The organism is Streptomyces sp. NPDC048415, from assembly GCF_040651675.1.
GTDB lineage: Bacteria > Actinomycetota > Actinomycetes > Streptomycetales > Streptomycetaceae > Streptomyces.
The window spans coordinates 39,382-55,854 of the sequence record NZ_JBEZKJ010000016.1 but is presented as its reverse complement, the minus strand read 5'-3'; the positions used below and the strand labels follow the sequence as shown (position 1 = coordinate 55,854).

Annotated in this window: 14 protein-coding genes; 13 read left to right on the top strand and 1 reads right to left on the bottom strand. The window is 68.3% G+C overall.

Translation table 11 applies throughout. The features are described 5' to 3' along the window. Positions 1-8 precede the first annotated feature (8 nt). Genes AB0D27_RS13895 through nuoN form a run of 13 tightly spaced genes read left to right on the top strand, consistent with a single transcriptional unit; the run spans position 9 to position 15,703 of the window. On the top strand, positions 9-563 hold the full coding sequence (locus AB0D27_RS13895; RefSeq protein ID WP_362506861.1) for an NADH-quinone oxidoreductase subunit B family protein: 555 nt from the start codon (positions 9-11) through the stop codon (positions 561-563). Next, positions 560-1,321, top strand: a complete 762-nt coding sequence (locus AB0D27_RS13890; protein WP_362506859.1) for an NADH-quinone oxidoreductase subunit C — start codon at positions 560-562, stop codon at positions 1,319-1,321. Before AB0D27_RS13895 ends, AB0D27_RS13890 begins: the two co-directional genes overlap by 4 nt. Then, positions 1,318-2,661, top strand: a complete 1,344-nt coding sequence (locus AB0D27_RS13885) for an NADH-quinone oxidoreductase subunit D (protein ID WP_362506856.1) — start codon at positions 1,318-1,320, stop codon at positions 2,659-2,661. The genes AB0D27_RS13890 and AB0D27_RS13885 overlap by 4 nt, the downstream gene beginning before the upstream one ends. Continuing rightward, on the top strand, positions 2,658-3,503 hold the full coding sequence (gene nuoE / locus AB0D27_RS13880) for an NADH-quinone oxidoreductase subunit NuoE (RefSeq protein ID WP_362506853.1): 846 nt from the start codon (positions 2,658-2,660) through the stop codon (positions 3,501-3,503). Before AB0D27_RS13885 ends, nuoE begins: the two co-directional genes overlap by 4 nt. Then, positions 3,503-4,879: an NADH-quinone oxidoreductase subunit NuoF gene (gene nuoF / locus AB0D27_RS13875; RefSeq protein ID WP_362506850.1), complete on the top strand. Its 1,377-nt coding sequence runs from the start codon at positions 3,503-3,505 to the stop codon at positions 4,877-4,879. The genes nuoE and nuoF overlap by 1 nt, the downstream gene beginning before the upstream one ends. Continuing rightward, positions 4,876-7,380: an NADH-quinone oxidoreductase subunit G gene (locus AB0D27_RS13870; RefSeq protein ID WP_362506847.1), complete on the top strand. Its 2,505-nt coding sequence runs from the start codon at positions 4,876-4,878 to the stop codon at positions 7,378-7,380. Before nuoF ends, AB0D27_RS13870 begins: the two co-directional genes overlap by 4 nt. Then, complete coding sequence (gene nuoH / locus AB0D27_RS13865; RefSeq protein WP_362506844.1) at positions 7,377-8,753, top strand: NADH-quinone oxidoreductase subunit NuoH; 1,377 nt, start codon at positions 7,377-7,379, stop codon at positions 8,751-8,753. Before AB0D27_RS13870 ends, nuoH begins: the two co-directional genes overlap by 4 nt. Next, on the top strand, positions 8,746-9,387 hold the full coding sequence (gene nuoI / locus AB0D27_RS13860; RefSeq protein WP_362506841.1) for an NADH-quinone oxidoreductase subunit NuoI: 642 nt from the start codon (positions 8,746-8,748) through the stop codon (positions 9,385-9,387). Before nuoH ends, nuoI begins: the two co-directional genes overlap by 8 nt. After that, entirely contained in the window at positions 9,384-10,199 is an 816-nt protein-coding gene (locus tag AB0D27_RS13855; RefSeq protein ID WP_362506838.1) for an NADH-quinone oxidoreductase subunit J, read from the top strand. The genes nuoI and AB0D27_RS13855 overlap by 4 nt, the downstream gene beginning before the upstream one ends. Then, entirely contained in the window at positions 10,196-10,495 is a 300-nt protein-coding gene (gene nuoK, locus AB0D27_RS13850) for an NADH-quinone oxidoreductase subunit NuoK (protein ID WP_004927567.1), read from the top strand. Before AB0D27_RS13855 ends, nuoK begins: the two co-directional genes overlap by 4 nt. 14 nt (positions 10,496-10,509) lie before the next feature. After that, complete coding sequence (nuoL, locus tag AB0D27_RS13845) at positions 10,510-12,456, top strand: NADH-quinone oxidoreductase subunit L (RefSeq protein WP_362506835.1); 1,947 nt, start codon at positions 10,510-10,512, stop codon at positions 12,454-12,456. A gap of 5 nt (positions 12,457-12,461) precedes the next feature. Further along, the gene (locus AB0D27_RS13840) at positions 12,462-14,057 is read left to right on the top strand and encodes an NADH-quinone oxidoreductase subunit M (RefSeq protein WP_362506832.1); all 1,596 of its coding nucleotides are present in this window, start codon (positions 12,462-12,464) and stop codon (positions 14,055-14,057) included. Further along, positions 14,054-15,703 (top strand): NADH-quinone oxidoreductase subunit NuoN, encoded by a 1,650-nt coding sequence (nuoN, locus tag AB0D27_RS13835; protein ID WP_362506829.1) that lies wholly within the window; start codon positions 14,054-14,056, stop codon positions 15,701-15,703. The genes AB0D27_RS13840 and nuoN overlap by 4 nt, the downstream gene beginning before the upstream one ends. A 51-nt stretch (positions 15,704-15,754) precedes the next feature. On the opposite strand, the gene AB0D27_RS13830 is transcribed toward nuoN, so the two are convergent. Beyond that, positions 15,755-16,354 (bottom strand): hypothetical protein, encoded by a 600-nt coding sequence (locus AB0D27_RS13830; RefSeq protein ID WP_362506827.1) that lies wholly within the window; start codon positions 16,352-16,354, stop codon positions 15,755-15,757. Between the last annotated feature and the right edge of the window lie 119 nt (positions 16,355-16,473).

The window sequence follows — 16,473 nt, the reverse complement described above, 5'->3', positions numbered from 1 at the left end:
TTTAAGACATGGGACTCGAAGAAAAACTGCCGAGCGGATTCCTGCTGACCACCGTCGAGCAGGCCGCCGGCTGGGTACGCAAGGCGTCCGTCTTCCCCGCGACGTTCGGGCTCGCCTGCTGTGCCATCGAGATGATGACGACCGGCGCCGGGCGCTACGACCTGGCGCGCTTCGGTATGGAGGTCTTCCGCGGATCGCCGCGCCAGGCGGACTTGATGATCGTGGCCGGCCGGGTGAGCCAGAAGATGGCGCCGGTGCTACGGCAGGTCTATGACCAGATGCCGGACCCCAAGTGGGTGATTTCCATGGGGGTTTGTGCCTCGTCAGGCGGAATGTTCAACAATTACGCCATCGTGCAAGGAGTCGACCATATCGTCCCGGTCGACATCTATTTGCCCGGCTGTCCGCCGCGGCCCGAGATGCTGATGGACGCGATCCTCAAGCTCCACCAGAAGATCCAGACCTCCAAGCTCGGCGTGAACGCCGAGGAGGCGGCCCGCGAGGCGGAGGAAGCGGCGCTCAAGGCGCTCCCCACCATCGAGATGAAGGGCCTGCTGCGGTGAGCGACGCGAACGGCAACGGGGCGAACACGCCGGGTAACGGCGTCAACCCCGAGAAGGACCTGGGTGCCTCGAACCTCCCCGGCCAGCGTGGCGAGGGCGGCGAGGAGATCCGCGTCCAACGCGGCATGTTCGGCGCCGACAACGGCGGCGACACCTCCGGCTACGGCGGCCTGGTCCGCTCGGTCCGGCTTCCCGGCCCGGCCACCCGCCCCTACGGCGGCTGGTTCGACGAGGTCGCCGACGAGCTGGAGGGCGCCCTGGAGGAACAGGGACTCGTCCCCGAAAACGCCATCGAGAAGACGGTGGTCGACCGCGACGAGATCACCTTCCACATCGAACGCGAGCACCTGCTCCGCGTCGCCCAGACCCTGCGCGACGACCCGGCCCTCCGCTTCGAACTGTGCACCGGCGTCTCCGGCGTCCACTATCCGCAGGACAAGGGCCGCGAGCTGCACGCCGTCTACCACCTGCGCTCGATCACCCACAACCGGCTGATCCGCCTGGAGGTCAGCGCCCCCGACGCCGATCCGCATGTCCCCTCGCTCGTCTCCGTCTACCCGACGAACGACTGGCACGAGCGCGAGACGTACGACTTCTTCGGGCTGATCTTCGACGGTCACCCGGCGCTGACGCGGATCATGATGCCGGACGACTGGCAAGGCTTCCCGCAGCGCAAGGACTACCCCCTCGGCGGCATCCCCGTCGAGTACAAGGGCGCCCAGATCCCGGCTCCGGACCAGCGGAGGTCGTACTCATGAGCACGCAGACCCCTTCTTCCGGGGCATCGGCCGCGTCGGCCCGCGAGACGACCGAGGGCACCGTATATACGGTCACCGGCGGCGACTGGGACGAGATCGCCCAGTCCGCCGCGAAGTCCGACGACGAGCGCATCATCGTCAACATGGGTCCGCAGCACCCCTCCACACACGGCGTGCTCCGGCTCATCCTGGAGATCGACGGCGAGACCGTCACCGAGGCCCGCTGCGGCATCGGCTATTTGCACACCGGCATCGAGAAGAACCTCGAGTTCCGCACGTGGACACAGGGCACCACGTTCGTGACGCGCATGGATTACCTGACGCCGTTCTTCAACGAGACGGCGTACTGTCTCGCGGTCGAGAAACTCCTCGGCATCACGGACGAGATCCCCGACCGCGCCACGATCATCCGCGTGCTCCTGATGGAGCTGAACCGGCTCTCCTCCCACCTGGTGTGCATCGCCACCGGCGGCATGGAGCTGGGCGCCACCACGATCATGATCTACGGCTTCCGTGATCGTGAACTCATTCTCGACATCTACGAGCTGATCACCGGCCTTCGGATGAACCACGCGTACATCCGCCCCGGCGGACTCGCCCAGGACCTGCCCCCGGGGGCGGTGGACCAGATCCGCGAGTTCGTGAAGAAGATGACGAAGAACCTTCCCGAGTACGACAAGCTCGCCACCGGGAACCCCATCTTCAAGGCCCGTATGCAGGACGTCGGCTACCTGGACCTGGCCGGCTGCATGGCCCTCGGCGCCACCGGCCCGATTCTCCGCTCGGCGGGCCTGCCGCATGACCTTCGCAAGTCCCAGCCGTACTGCGGCTACGAGACATACGACTTCGACGTCCCGACCGCCGACACCTGTGACTCCTACGGGCGCTTCCTGGTCCGCCTGGAGGAGATGCGTCAGTCGCTGCGGATCGTCGAACAGTGCCTGGACCGGCTGCAGCCCGGCCCGGTCATGGTCGCCGACAAGAAGGTCGCCTGGCCCGCCCAGCTCGCGCTCGGCCCCGACGGTCTCGGCAACTCCCTCGACCACATCAAGAAGATCATGGGCACTTCCATGGAGGCCCTGATCCACCACTTCAAGCTGGTGACCGAGGGCTTCCGCGTGCCGCCGGGACAGGCGTACGTGGCGGTCGAGTCGCCCAAGGGCGAGCTCGGGGTGCACGTCGCCTCGGACGGAGGCACCCGCCCCTACCGGGTCCACTTCCGGGACCCGTCCTTCACCAACCTGCAGGCCATGGCGGCGATGTGCGAGGGCGGCCAGGTCGCCGACGTCATCGTCGCCGTCGCATCCATCGACCCCGTGATGGGAGGCGTCGACCGGTGACCACCACCCCCTCCGAGGGCGTCAGCCTGGGCATGCCGCAACTGCCCGCGCCCGACTACCCGGACGACGTTCGAGCCAGGCTCGAAGGGGACGCGCGCGAGATCATCGCCCGCTACCCGGACTCCCGCTCGGCGCTCCTTCCGTTGCTGCACCTCGTGCAGTCGGAGGAGGGCCATGTCACACGCACAGGGCAGCAGTTCTGCGCGGACCTACTGGGCCTGACCACGGCCGAGGTGACCGCGGTCGCGACCTTCTACTCCATGTACCGCCGCAAGCCCTCCGGCGACTATCAGGTGGGCGTCTGTACCAACACCCTGTGCGCGGTCATGGGCGGAGACGCGATCTTCGAAGCGCTCCAGGACCACTTGGGCGTCGGCAACGGCGAGACCACCGACGACGGCAAGGTCACCCTGGAGCACATCGAGTGCAACGCGGCCTGCGACTTCGCGCCGGTCGTAATGGTCAACTGGGAGTTCTTCGACAACCAGACCGTGGCCTCCGCGAAGCACCTCGTCGACGACCTGCGCGCGGGAGCACAGGTCGACCCCACCCGCGGCGCCCCCTTGTGCACGTTCAAGGACACCGCCCGGATCCTGGCGGGCTTCCCCGACGAGCGGGACGGCGCTGTGGAGGCCGGCGGCAGTGCGGGACCCGCCTCACTGATCGGCCTCCGCCTGGCCAGGGGAGAGACAGCCCCCGCGCGCGTGGTGCACCCCCGCGGCGGTGAAGCCCCCAAGGACCAGCCGCCCGCCGAGCACCTGAGCTCACACGACGCGCCGCAGGAGACATCGGCCTCCGACCCGGCCCACCCGGCGGGTCCTGTCGCCGAGGAGGGGGAGTGATGACCGTGTCCACTCAATATGGGGGCACCTCGCAGCCGGAGGCTGGGGGAGGAACCAGCCCCGAGAAGCTGCTCGCACCCGTGCTGTCGGCCTTCTGGGACGAGGAGAAGTCCTGGACGCTGGACGTGTACCGAAGGCACGAGGGATACGAGGGGCTGCGCAAGGCGCTCGCCATGTCGCCGGACGACCTCATCGCGTACGTCAAGGACTCCGGACTGCGCGGCCGCGGCGGCGCGGGATTCCCCACCGGAATGAAGTGGCAGTTCATTCCTCAGGGTGATGGCAAACCTCACTATCTAGTTGTCAACGCCGACGAATCGGAGCCGGGAACCTGCAAGGACATCCCGCTCCTCTTCGCGAACCCGCATAGCCTCATCGAGGGCATTGTGATCGCGTGTTATGCCATCCGGTCTTCGCATGCCTTCATCTATCTGCGCGGTGAAGTGGTCCCTGTTCTGCGGCGGTTGCACGAGGCCGTGCGTGAGGCCTACGCGGCGGGCTACCTCGGCGAGAACATCCTGGGCAGCGGACTCGACCTTCAACTCACCGTGCACGCGGGCGCGGGCGCGTACATCTGTGGTGAGGAGACCGCACTGCTCGACTCGCTCGAAGGCCGCCGTGGTCAACCGCGGCTTCGTCCCCCTTTCCCTGCCGTCGCGGGCCTCTATGCGTGCCCAACTGTTGTAAATAACGTCGAGTCGATCGCGTCAGTTCCCGCCATTCTGCAAAAAGGCAAGGAATGGTTCAGGTCGATGGGCAGTGAGAAGTCCCCGGGCTTCACGCTCTACTCGCTCAGCGGCCATGTCGCCAGCCCCGGCCAGTACGAGGCCCCGCTAGGCATCACGCTCCGCCAACTCCTCGACATGAGCGGCGGGATCCGCCCCGGCCACCGGCTGAAGTTCTGGACGCCTGGCGGCTCCTCGACGCCGATGTTCACCGACGAGCACCTCGACGTCCCTCTTGACTACGAAGGAGTGGGGGCCGCGGGTTCCATGCTCGGCACCAAGGCGCTCCAGTGCTTCGACGAGACGACCTGTGTCGTCCGGGCGGTCACCCGGTGGACCGAGTTCTACGCCCACGAGTCCTGCGGCAAGTGCACGCCCTGCCGCGAAGGGACGTACTGGCTCGTGCAGTTGCTGCGCGACATCGAGGCCGGCAAGGGCGTCATGTCCGACCTCGACAAGCTGAACGACATCGCCGACAACATCAACGGCAAGTCCTTCTGCGCCCTCGGCGACGGCGCCGCCTCGCCGATCTTCTCCTCGCTCAAGTACTTCCGCGAGGAGTACGAGGAGCACATCACGGGCCGCGGCTGCCCCTTTGACCCGGCCAAGTCGACCGCTTGGGCGGACAAGCACACGGAGGTGAACGCATGACGGTAACCACGAGCGCTCCCTCCGGTGGGGGAGAGGCGGCGGTCCCGCCGGCGGATCTCGTCTCGCTGACGATCGACGGCGTCGAGATCAGCGTGCCCAAGGGCACCCTGGTCATCCGCGCCGCCGAACAACTCGGCATCGAGATCCCCCGGTTCTGCGACCACCCGCTGCTCGACCCGGTCGGCGCCTGCCGCCAGTGCATCGTCGAGGTCGAGGGCCAGCGCAAGCCCATGGCGTCCTGCACGATCACCTGTACGGACGGGATGGTCGTCAAGACGCACCTCACCTCCCCGGTGGCCGAGAAGGCCCAGCACGGTGTGATGGAGCTGCTGCTCATCAACCACCCGCTGGACTGCCCGGTCTGCGACAAGGGCGGCGAGTGCCCCCTGCAGAACCAGGCGATGTCGCACGGCAACACCGAATCCCGTTTCGAGGGCAAGAAGCGGACCTACGAGAAGCCCGTCCCGATCTCCACGCAGGTGCTGCTCGACCGTGAGCGGTGCGTGCTGTGCGCCCGCTGCACCCGCTTCTCCAACCAGATCGCGGGCGACCCGATGATCGAGATGGTCGAGCGGGGCGCGCTCCAGCAGATCGGCACCGGCGAGGGCGACCCCTTCGAGTCGTACTTCTCCGGAAACACGATCCAGATCTGCCCGGTGGGCGCCCTGACGTCGGCGGCGTATCGCTTCCGCTCGCGGCCCTTCGACCTCATTTCCTCGCACTCCGTGTGCGAACACTGCTCCGGCGGCTGTGCCACCCGCACCGATCACCGGCGCGGCAAGGTCGTGCGGCGCCTCGCGGCCCCGGACCCCGAGGTCAACGAGGAGTGGCTGTGCGACAAGGGGCGGTTCGGGTTCCGATACGCACAGCAGAGGGACCGCCTCGACACGCCGCTCGTACGAGGTGCGTCCGGAGAGCTGGAACCCGCCTCCTGGCCGGAGGCCCTGTCGGTCGCCGCTGAGGGGCTGTCGGCGGCTCGCAGCAGGACCGGTGTCCTGACCGGCGGCCGTCTCACCGTGGAGGACGCCTACGCGTACAGCAAGTTCGCGCGCGTGGCCCTCGACACGAACGACATCGACTTCCGCGCGCGCGTGCACAGCGCCGAGGAATCCGACTTCCTGGCGGCCCGGGTCGCCGGACGCGGACGCGACCTCGATGGCACGGGGGTCACGTACACCTCCCTGGAGAAGGCGCCCGCCGTCCTGCTGGCCGGCTTCGAGTCCGAGGAGGAGGCGCCCGGCGTCTTCCTGCGGCTGCGCAAGGCGTGGCGTGGACACGGTCAGAAGACCTACTCGCTGGCCACGCATGCGACGCGCGGCCTGGAGAAGGCGGGCGGCACGCTGCTGCCGGCCGCGCCCGGCACCGAGACCGAGTGGTTGGACGCCCTCGCGAGCGGTGTCGGTCTGGAGGGTGACGGCGCGAAGGCCGCCGAGGCGCTGCGCACCGAGGGCGCGGTGATCGCCGTCGGCGAGCGCCTTGCCGCCGTGGAGGGCGGCCTCACCGCGGCCGTGCGGGCCGCGTCGGCGACAGGCGCCCAGCTGGTGTGGATTCCGCGCCGGGCCGGGGAACGCGGTGCCGTCGAGGCGGGCGCGCTGCCGTCGCTGCTGCCGGGCGGACGTCCGGCCACCGACCCGCGCGCGCGGGAGGAGGTCGCGGCCGCCTGGGGCGTCTCCGAACTTCCGCACCGCTACGGCCGCGACACCGGCCAGATCGTGGAGGCCGCCGCCGGCGGTGAACTGCGGGCCCTGGTGGTCGCGGGCGTGGAGGTCGCCGATCTTCCCGATCCGGCACGCGCGCGTGCGGCACTTTCCGAAGTGGGCTTCCTGGTGTCGCTGGAACTGCGACCCAGCGAGGTCACCGAACACGCCGACGTCGTCCTTCCGGTCGCGGCGGTCGCCGAGAAGGCCGGCACCTTCCTCAACTGGGAGGGCCGGGCCCGCTTGTTCGAGGCCGCGCTCAAGCCCGACCAGATGACCCGCCGCGTGGCGCCCAGCGACGCGCGTGTCCTGCAGATGCTGGCCGACGCCATGGACGTCCACCTGGGTCTGCCCGATCTGCGTACCGCGCGCGGGGAGCTGGACCGGCTCGGCGCCTGGGACGGTCCGCGGGCCACCGAACCGCTGGAAACAGCGGCACAGTTGCCGCGCCCCGCCGCCGGGGAGGCCGTACTGGCCGGGCATCGGCTGCTGCTCGACCAGGGCCGACTCCAGGAGGGTGACGAAGCGCTCGCCGGGACCCGGCACGCCGCACGCGCGCGCGTGTCGGCCGCCACGGCCGCCGAGGTGGGCATCAAGACCGGCGACCTGCTCGCCGTCACCGGTCCCTGCGGAGTGGTCGAACTGCCTCTGCAGATCGCCGAGATGCCCGACCGCGTGGTCTGGCTCCCGCTGAACTCAACCGGCAGGGGCGTCGCCTCCGACACCGGGGCGCTGCCCGGCGCACTCGTCCGTATCGGTCCGGCGACCCTCGCCGCCGAGGCCCCCAAGGAGGTGGAGGCATGACGCCGTACCTCGCCGCTGAAGACCTCTCGATGTTCGGCCGCGACCCCTGGTGGCTGGTCGTCATCAAGGCGGTCTTCTGCTTCGCCTTCCTGATGGTGACCGTGCTCTTCTCCATCGTGTGGGAGCGCAAGGTCGTCGCCTGGATGCAGTTGCGCATCGGCCCCAACCGGCACGGCCCCTGGGGCATGCTCCAGTCGCTCGCCGACGGCATCAAACTGATGCTCAAGGAAGACGTCATCGTCAAGCGCGCGGACAAGGTGGTCTACGTCCTCGCACCGATCGTCGCGGCCATCCCGGCCTTCATGGCGATCGCGGTGATCCCCTTCGGGCCAGCGGGCAACGAGATCTCGATCTTCGGCCACCGCACCACCATGCAGCTCACCGACCTGCCGATCGCGATGCTCTACATCCTCGCGGTCGCCTCGGTGGGCATCTACGGGATCGTGCTGGCGGGCTGGAGTTCTGGATCCACCTACCCGCTGCTGGGCGGTCTGCGGTCCTGCGCGCAGATGATCTCGTACGAGATCGCCATGGGCGCCGCCTTCGCCTCGGTGTTCCTCTACTCCGGGTCCATGTCGACCTCGACGATTGTCGAACAGCAGCACGACCGCTGGTACATCGTCCTGCTGCCGGTCTCGTTCCTGATCTACATCGTCACGATGGTCGGCGAGACCAACCGCGCCCCCTTCGACATGCCGGAGTCCGAGGGCGACCTCGTCGGCGGCTTCAACACCGAGTACTCGTCGATCAAGTTCGCGATGTTCATGCTCGCCGAGTACGTGAACATGGTGACGGTCTCGGCCGTGTCGACCACCCTCTTCCTGGGCGGCTGGCGGGCCCCGTGGCCGATCAGCACCTTCTGGGAGGGCGCCAACCACGGCTGGTGGCCGATGGCCTGGTTCGTGGTGAAGGTGCAGCTGCTGCTGTTCTTCTTCATCTGGCTGCGCGGAACGCTCCCGCGCGTCCGCTACGACCAGCTGATGAAGCTCGGCTGGAAGGTCCTCATCCCGGTCTCCGTGGTCTGGCTGATGCTCGTCGCGACCGTGCGGACCCTGAGGAACCAGAACTACGACTTCGCGGACATCGCCCTGTACGTCGGCGGCGGCGTCCTCGTCCTGCTGCTCCTCTCGTTCGCCGCGGACATCTTCCGCGACCGCGGCGCCAAGGAGCAGGAGGAGCCCGCCGAGCCCGCCGCCTTCGACCCGATGGCCGGCGGATTCCCCGTACCGCCGCTGCCAGGACAGGAGCTGCCGCCGGTGCCGCGGCGCCGCCCGCGCCGTGAGCGGGAGCTGATTGTCAGTGGTGGGTCCGATACTGCGAGTGACGGATCAAATGGCGGAACTCGTGACGGAAAGGAGGGGTCCGATGGCTGAGGAGCCGAAGGAGACCAAGCCGGGTTTCCAGAACCCCGTCGCCGGCTTCGGCGTGACCTTCAAGGCCATGTTCAAGAAGCGGCTGACCGAGCAGTACCCGGAACAGCAGAAGACCACCGCCCCGCGGTTCCACGGCCGGCACCAGCTCAACCGCCACCCGGACGGCCTGGAGAAGTGCGTCGGCTGTGAGCTGTGCGCCTGGGCCTGCCCCGCGGACGCCATCTATGTGGAGGGCGCCGACAACACCGACGAGGAGCGCTACTCGCCGGGCGAGCGCTACGGCCGCGTCTACCAGATCAACTACGCCCGCTGCATTCTGTGCGGCCTGTGCATCGAGGCGTGCCCCACGCGCGCGCTCACGATGACGAACGAGTTCGAGCTGGCCGACTCCAGCCGCGCCAACCTCATCTACACCAAGGAGCAGCTGCTCGCCGGCCTCGAAGAGGGCATGGTCGACACGCCGCACTCGATCTATCCCGGCACCGACGAACAGGACTACTACCGGGGACTCGTCACGGAGGCCGCGCCCGGCACGCAGCGCCAAGTCGCCCTCTCCAAGGGCGAGGTGCCCCAGGAAGCGGCCTCGACCTTCGGTGAGGACGAGCCGACGTCGGAGAAGGTGATCGGGCGATGACGGATCTCGCCGCTTACTCCACCTCGACCGGTGAGGCCTTCCAGTTCTGGGTCCTCGGCACGGTCGCCGTGATCGGCGCCCTGTGCACCGTCTTCATGAAGAAGGCCGTGCACAGCGCGCTCTGTCTCGCCGGGACCATGATCGTCCTGGCGGTGTTCTACCTCGCCAACGGCGCGTACTTCCTGGGCATCGTGCAGATCGTCGTCTACACCGGCGCGATCATGATGCTGTTCCTCTTCGTGGTCATGCTCGTCGGTGTCACCGCGGCGGACTCCCTGAAGGAGACCATCAAGGGCCAGCGCTGGCTGGCCCTGGTGTGCGGTGCCGGCTTCGGCATCCTGCTCCTCGCCGGCATCGGCAACGCGTCCATCAAGGACTTCGACGGCCTGGCCAAGGCCAACGCGAACGGGAATGTGGAGGGCCTCGCCGCCCTCATCTTCACGAAGTACGTGTTCGCCTTCGAAATCACCGGCGCGCTGCTCATCACGGCCGCCGTCGGCGCCATGGTCCTCACGCACCGCGAGCGCACCGAGCGCGCCAAGACCCAGCGCGAACTGTCCGAGCAGCGGGTACGGGAGGGCAAGCACCTGCCACCGCTGCCTGCTCCCGGTGTCTACGCACGGCACAACGCGGTGGACATCGCGGGCCTGCTCCCCGACGGCACCCCGTCCGAGCTGACCGTCAACAAGACGCTGCGTGAGCGCGGGCAGATCCGTGACGTGTCGGCCGACGCGCTGAGCGACCTGAAGGCGCTGGAGCGGCGCGCCGAGGAGCGCCTGGAGCGCACGAAGACGGAGGAGGCGTCCAAGTGAACCCGGTCAACTACCTCTATCTCGCCGCCCTGCTGTTCACGATCGGCGCCACCGGCGTACTGATCAGGCGGAACGCGATCGTGGTGTTCATGTGCGTCGAGCTCATGCTCAACGCCTGCAACCTCGCGTTCGTCGCCTTCTCCCGTATGCACGGCAATCTCGACGGCCAGATCATCGCCTTCTTCACGATGGTCGTCGCCGCCGCGGAGGTCGTGGTCGGGCTCGCGATCATCGTGTCGCTGTTCCGTTCCCGCCACTCGGCCTCGGTCGACGACGCCAGCCTGATGAAGCTGTAAGGGGTCGCTGAATCGTGGAGAACCTGATTGCGCTGCTGGTAGCGGCGCCTCTGCTCGGAGCGGCCGTACTGCTGTGCGGCGGCAGGCGGCTGGACGCCGTCGGCCACTGGATCGGTACGGCCCTCGCGGCCGCCTCCTTCGTGATCGGCGTCGTGCTCTTCGCCGACATGCTGGGCAAGAGCGCGGACCAACGGGCCATCGGCCAGCACCTGTTCAGCTGGGTCCCGGTCGCCGGCTTCCGGGCCGACGCCTCCCTCCAGCTCGACCAGCTGTCGATGACGTTCGTGCTGCTGATCACCGGCGTCGGCTCGCTCATCCACCTGTACTCGGTCGGGTACATGGAGCACGACGAGCGCCGACGCCGCTTCTTCGGCTATCTGAACCTGTTCCTCGCGGCGATGCTGCTGCTCGTCCTCGCCGACAACTACCTTCTGCTGTACGTCGGCTGGGAGGGCGTCGGCCTCGCCTCGTACCTGCTCATCGGTTTCTGGCAGCACAAGCCCAGCGCCGCCACCGCCGCGAAGAAGGCCTTCCTGGTCAACCGCGTCGGCGACATGGGCCTGTCGATCGCCATCATGCTGATGTTCACGACCTTCGGGACGTTCGCCTTCAAGCCGGTCCTGGCGAGCGTGGGTGACACGTCCGAGGGCAAGCTCACCGCCGTCGGCCTGATGCTGCTGCTCGCCGCCTGCGGCAAGTCCGCCCAGGTGCCGCTGCAGTCCTGGCTCGGGGACGCGATGGAGGGCCCGACCCCGGTCTCGGCCCTCATCCACGCCGCCACCATGGTGACCGCGGGTGTGTATCTGATCGTCCGCTCAGGAGCGATCTTCAACGCGGCGCCCGACGCGCAGACGGCCGTCACCGTGGTAGGAGCCGTCACGCTCCTCTTCGGTGCGATCGTCGGTTGCGCGAAGGACGACATCAAGAAGGCGCTCGCCGGTTCGACCATGTCCCAGATCGGCTACATGGTGCTCGCCGCGGGCCTCGGCCCCATCGGCTACGCCTTCGCGATCATGCACCTGGTCACACACGGCTTCTTCAAGGCCGGACTCTTCCTCGGCGCCGGTTCGGTCATGCACGGCATGAACGACGAGGTCGACATGAGGAAGTACGGCGGCCTCAGGAAGTACATGCCGATCACCTTCATCACCTTCGGCCTCGGCTACCTCGCCATCATCGGCTTCCCGTTCCTGTCCGGCTTCTACTCCAAGGACAAGATCATCGAGGCGGCCTTCGCGAAGGGCGGCACCGAGGGCTGGATTCTCGGCGGCGCGGCCCTGCTCGGCGCGGCGATCACCGCGTTCTACATGACGCGCGTGATGCTGATGACGTTCTTCGGAGAGGAGCGCTGGCGCAACGCGCCGACGCCGTCCCCTGCGGAGCCGAGCGTGGAGCCCGCCGCCGAGACGCGCGGCGAGCACGCGGAGCCGCACCCGCACGAGTCCCCCAGGACCATGACGATCCCCATGATCGTGCTGGCCGTCGGATCGGTGGGCGCGGGCGCCTTCTTCGGGATCGGGAACCGCTTCCTGCACTGGCTGGAGCCCATCACCGGGCACGAGGAGGGCAACTCGCCCGTCAGCGCCCTCACGGTCACGCTGGCCACCATGGCGGTGCTCGTCATCGGTGCCGGAATCGCGTACGCGCAGTACGGGCGCCGTCCCGTCCCGGTGGTCGCCCCGCGCGGCTCCCTGCTCACCCGGGCCGCCCGCCGCGACCTGCTCCAGGACGACTTCAACCACGTCGTGCTGGTACGCGGCGGTGAGCACCTCACCCGCTCCCTGGTGTACGTCGACCACACCCTGGTCGACGGGGTCGTCAACGGCACGGCGGCCTCGATGGGCGGCCTCTCCGGGCGCCTGCGCAAGCTGCAGAACGGCTATGCGCGCAGTTACGCGGTCTCGATGTTCGGCGGTGCGGCGATCCTCATCGCCGCGACCCTGCTGATGAGGGCGGTCTGATACCGATGTCCTTTCCTCTGCTGACAGCGACGGCGGCGCTCCCGGCCCTCGGGGCGATCGCCACGGCCGCCGTACCGGCCGCGCGGCGCGTCGCCGCCAAGTGGCTGGCGCTGCTCGTCTCGCTCGCCACGCTCGCGCTGGCCGCGATCGTCCTCGTACGCTTCGAGCCCGGCGGCGACCGCTACCAGCTCACCGAATCCCATGCCTGGATCAAGGACTTCGGGGTGCGGTACGAGCTGGGTGTGGACGGCATCGGAGTGGCGCTCCTCGCGCTGACGGCGCTGCTGATCCCGTTCGTGATCCTCGCGGGCTGGCACGACGCCGACCCGCAGGAGACCGGCGCCGCATCCCTTGGCAGCTTCGCTGCGGGGCGCTGGCGGCCGACGCAGGGCTTCTTCGCCCTGATCCTGGCCGTCGAAGCGATGGTGATCATCTCGTTCGAGGCCACCGACGTCTTCCTCTTCTACATCTTCTTCGAAGCCATGCTCATCCCGATGTACTTCCTCATCGGCGGCTTCGGAGACCGTGCTCACGAGCACGGTGACGAGGCGGCTGCCACCCAACGGTCGTACGCCGCAGTGAAGTTCCTCCTCTACAACCTGGTCGGCGGCCTGATCATGCTGGCCGCCGTAATCGGCCTCTACGTAGTGGCCGGGAACTTCTCGCTCCAGGAGATCGCCCAGGCCCGCGCCAACGGTTCGCTGCACATGGCGACCAGCACCGAGCGGTGGCTCTTCCTCGGTTTCTTCTTCGCCTTCGCGGTGAAGGCGCCGCTGTGGCCGCTGCACACCTGGCTGCCCAACGCCATGGGTGAGGCCACCGCCCCGGTCGCCGTACTGATCACGGCGGTCGTCGACAAGGTCGGCACCTTCGCGATGCTCCGCTTCTGCCTCCAGCTGTTCCCGGAGGCCTCGAAATGGGCGACGCCCGTCATCCTCGTACTGGCGCTGATCAGCATCATCTACGGGGCGCTGCTCGCGGTCGGCCAGCGAGACATCAAGCGACTGGTCGCGTACGCGTCGATCTCGCACTTCGGGTTCATCATCCTGGGCATCTTCGCGATGACCAGCCAGGGCCAGTCGGGCGCGACGCTCTACATGGTCAACCACGGGATCTCGACCGCCGCCCTGATGCTGGTGGCGGGCTTCCTGATCTCGCGGCGCGGCTCGCGCCTGATCGCCGACTACGGAGGGGTGCAAAAAGTCGCCCCGGTGCTCGCGGGCACCTTCCTGATCGGCGGCCTCGCGACCCTCTCGCTTCCGGGGCTCGCGCCCTTCGTGAGTGAATTCCTGGTCCTGGTCGGCACGTTCACGCGCTACCCGGCCGTCGGCATCATCGCCACCTTCGGCATCGTTCTCGCCGCGCTCTACACGCTCGTCCTCTATCAGCGGACGATGACGGGCCCGGTGAAGGCGGAGGTCGCCGAGATGCCCGACCTCAGGGTGCGTGAGCTTCTGGTGGTCGCCCCGCTGATCGCACTGCTGATCTTCCTGGGCGTCTACCCGAAGCCGGTCACCGACATCGTCAACCCGGCGGTCAAGCAGACCATGTCAGACGTACACAAGACGGACCCCAAGCCCGAGGTGGAGGCGGCCAAGTGAGCGCAACAGCCGTCCACAGCCTGTGGACAACCGCGGCCGACCCGATCTCCAAGATCGACGCGCCGAAGATCGAATACGGGCAATTGTCGCCCACCTTGATCGTCCTCGGGGCGGCGATCATCGGCGTGCTGGTCGAGGCGTTCGTGCCGCGCAAGTCCCGTTACTACGCTCAGGTGTTCGTGTCCGTCGTCGCACTGGCCGCCGCCTTCGCCGCGGTCGTCGCCCTCGCGGCCGGCGGGTACGGCACCACGAAGGCGCACATCGCGGCGATGGGCGCGATCGCCGTCGACGGGCCCGCACTGTTTCTTCAGGGCACGATCCTCCTCGCGGGCATCCTCGGCGTGTTCACGTTCGCCGAGCGGCGGCTCGACCCGGAGGCGCACGGCAACCGCGTCGACTCGTTCGCCGCGCAGGCCGCGTCCGTGCCCGGCAGCGACAGTGAGAAGGCCGCGGTGAAGGCCGGGTTCACCACCACCGAGGTGTTCCCGCTCCTGCTCTTCGCGATCGGCGGCATGCTGGTCTTCCCCTCGGCCAACGACCTGCTGACGCTCTTCGTGGCCCTGGAAGTCTTCTCCCTCCCGCTCTACCTCCTGTGCGCCGTGGCCCGCCGCAAGCGGCTCATGTCGCAGGAGGCCGCGGTCAAGTACTTCCTCCTCGGCGCATTCGCCTCCGCGTTCACGCTCTTCGGCATCGCCCTGCTGTACGGCTACGCGGGCTCCGTGTCGTACGCGACGATCGCGCAGGTGGTCGACGGCACCATCCAGAACGTCGACCCGGCTCTCGCCGGAACCATGGGCAACGACGTGCTGCTGCTCATCGGCGCCGCCATGGTGGTCATGGGCCTGCTGTTCAAGGTCGGCGCGGTGCCCTTCCACATGTGGACGCCGGACGTCTACCAGGGTGCGCCGACACCGGTCACCGGCTTCATGGCCTCGGCGACGAAGGTGGCCGCCTTCGGCGCGCTGCTGCGCCTGCTGTACGTCGTCCTGCCGGGCCTGCGTTGGGACTGGCGGCCGGTCATGTGGGCCGTCGCGATCGTCACCATGCTCGGCGGTGCGATCGTCGCGATCACCCAGACCGACATCAAGCGGCTCCTGGCGTACTCGTCCATCGCGCACGCAGGCTTCATCCTCGCGGGTGTCATCGCGACCTCGCCGGACGGAGTCTCGTCGGTGCTCTTCTACCTGGGCGCGTACTCGTTCGTCACGATCGGCGCCTTCGCCGTCGTGACACTCGTACGGGACGCGGGGGGCGAGGCCACACACCTGTCCAAGTGGGCGGGCCTCGGACGCAGGTCTCCACTGGTGGCGGCCGTGTTCGCGGTCTTCCTGCTGGCCTTCGCGGGTATCCCGCTGACCTCCGGATTCGCCGGAAAGTTCGCGGTGTTCAAGGCGGCGGCGGAGGGCGGCGCGGGCGCGCTGGTCGTGGTCGGTGTGATCTCGTCGGCGATCGCGGCGTTCTTCTACATCCGGGTGATCGTGCTCATGTTCTTCAGTGAGCCGCGGCCCGAGGGCCCAACGGTCGCCGTGCCCTCGCCGCTGACCATGACGGCGATCGGGGTGGGTGTGGCGGTCACGCTGGTTCTGGGTGTGGCGCCGCAGTACTTCCTGGATCTGGCGGGGCAGGCTGGGGTCTTCGTGCGCTGAACCGCGGTGCCGGGCCCCGCTCCCTGCCCGGGAGCGGGGCCCGTGCCATGTTCAGTGGGCTGAGTGACCCGACATGGCGGAGTGAGCGGAGTGGCCGGAGGAGGCCGGACACTTGACCGTGGGATTCCAGCGTTCGAACAGACCGCTGGGATTGTGCTTGTAGAGCCAGACATGCAGGTCGTAGTGGATCGGCATGGTGGCGTTGTGGCCGAGCATCGGGCCGTCGAACTTGTGGCCCCCGAACATCGAGGGCCTGTCGCCGGCCGTCTTCAGATTCTGATCGGCGTCCGGGACGATCCACTCCACACCGACGAGCCTGCGGCCCCCGCCCTCCGCATCCTCATAGAGGAGAGCCGCGGGTTTTGTCGGGTCGACCGAGCCGTAGAGGGACTCCTTGAAGTAGTGGTAGCCCATGCTGCCGTGGCCCATGGGGTCCGGGGAGCACCGGTTGGGGACGTATCCGTCGGCGACGGCGGCCGGTTCGTAGGAGTACTTCGCGGTGGCGGCGTACGCCATGGCCAGCTCCACCGGGACCTTCGGGTCGAACGCGCCGTCGTCCGAGCCGGCGTGAGCGGGGACGGTCGCCAGTGAAACGGACGCGACAGCGGCTGTCGCGAGGGTGATGACGCTCTTGAGAGGACGCGGGAACATGCGAGGGCTCCTAGAGATGCGAGAGGCGCACAAGACGGCGCCGGTCCGTCGGTCGCGGGCCCCTCCCCCCCGCCAGAGCAGCATGTCCCGTGATCGCAGGGGGCCGCCATGCAGAGGGG

What these genes read in the sequence shown, in the direction of transcription:
- AB0D27_RS13840 (WP_362506832.1), top strand. Translation starts at nt 12,462, where the DNA reads ATGTCCTTTCCTCTGCTGACAGCGACGGCGGCGCTCCCGGCCCTCGGG.
- AB0D27_RS13870 (WP_362506847.1), top strand. Translation starts at nt 4,876, where the DNA reads ATGACGGTAACCACGAGCGCTCCCTCCGGTGGGGGAGAGGCGGCGGTC.
- nuoF (WP_362506850.1), top strand. Translation starts at nt 3,503, where the DNA reads ATGACCGTGTCCACTCAATATGGGGGCACCTCGCAGCCGGAGGCTGGG.
- nuoI (WP_362506841.1), top strand. Translation starts at nt 8,746, where the DNA reads ATGGCTGAGGAGCCGAAGGAGACCAAGCCGGGTTTCCAGAACCCCGTC.
- AB0D27_RS13895 (WP_362506861.1), top strand. Translation starts at nt 9, where the DNA reads ATGGGACTCGAAGAAAAACTGCCGAGCGGATTCCTGCTGACCACCGTC.
- nuoH (WP_362506844.1), top strand. Translation starts at nt 7,377, where the DNA reads ATGACGCCGTACCTCGCCGCTGAAGACCTCTCGATGTTCGGCCGCGAC.
- AB0D27_RS13885 (WP_362506856.1), top strand. Translation starts at nt 1,318, where the DNA reads ATGAGCACGCAGACCCCTTCTTCCGGGGCATCGGCCGCGTCGGCCCGC.
- AB0D27_RS13830 (WP_362506827.1), bottom strand. Translation starts at nt 16,354, where the DNA reads ATGTTCCCGCGTCCTCTCAAGAGCGTCATCACCCTCGCGACAGCCGCT.
- AB0D27_RS13855 (WP_362506838.1), top strand. Translation starts at nt 9,384, where the DNA reads ATGACGGATCTCGCCGCTTACTCCACCTCGACCGGTGAGGCCTTCCAG.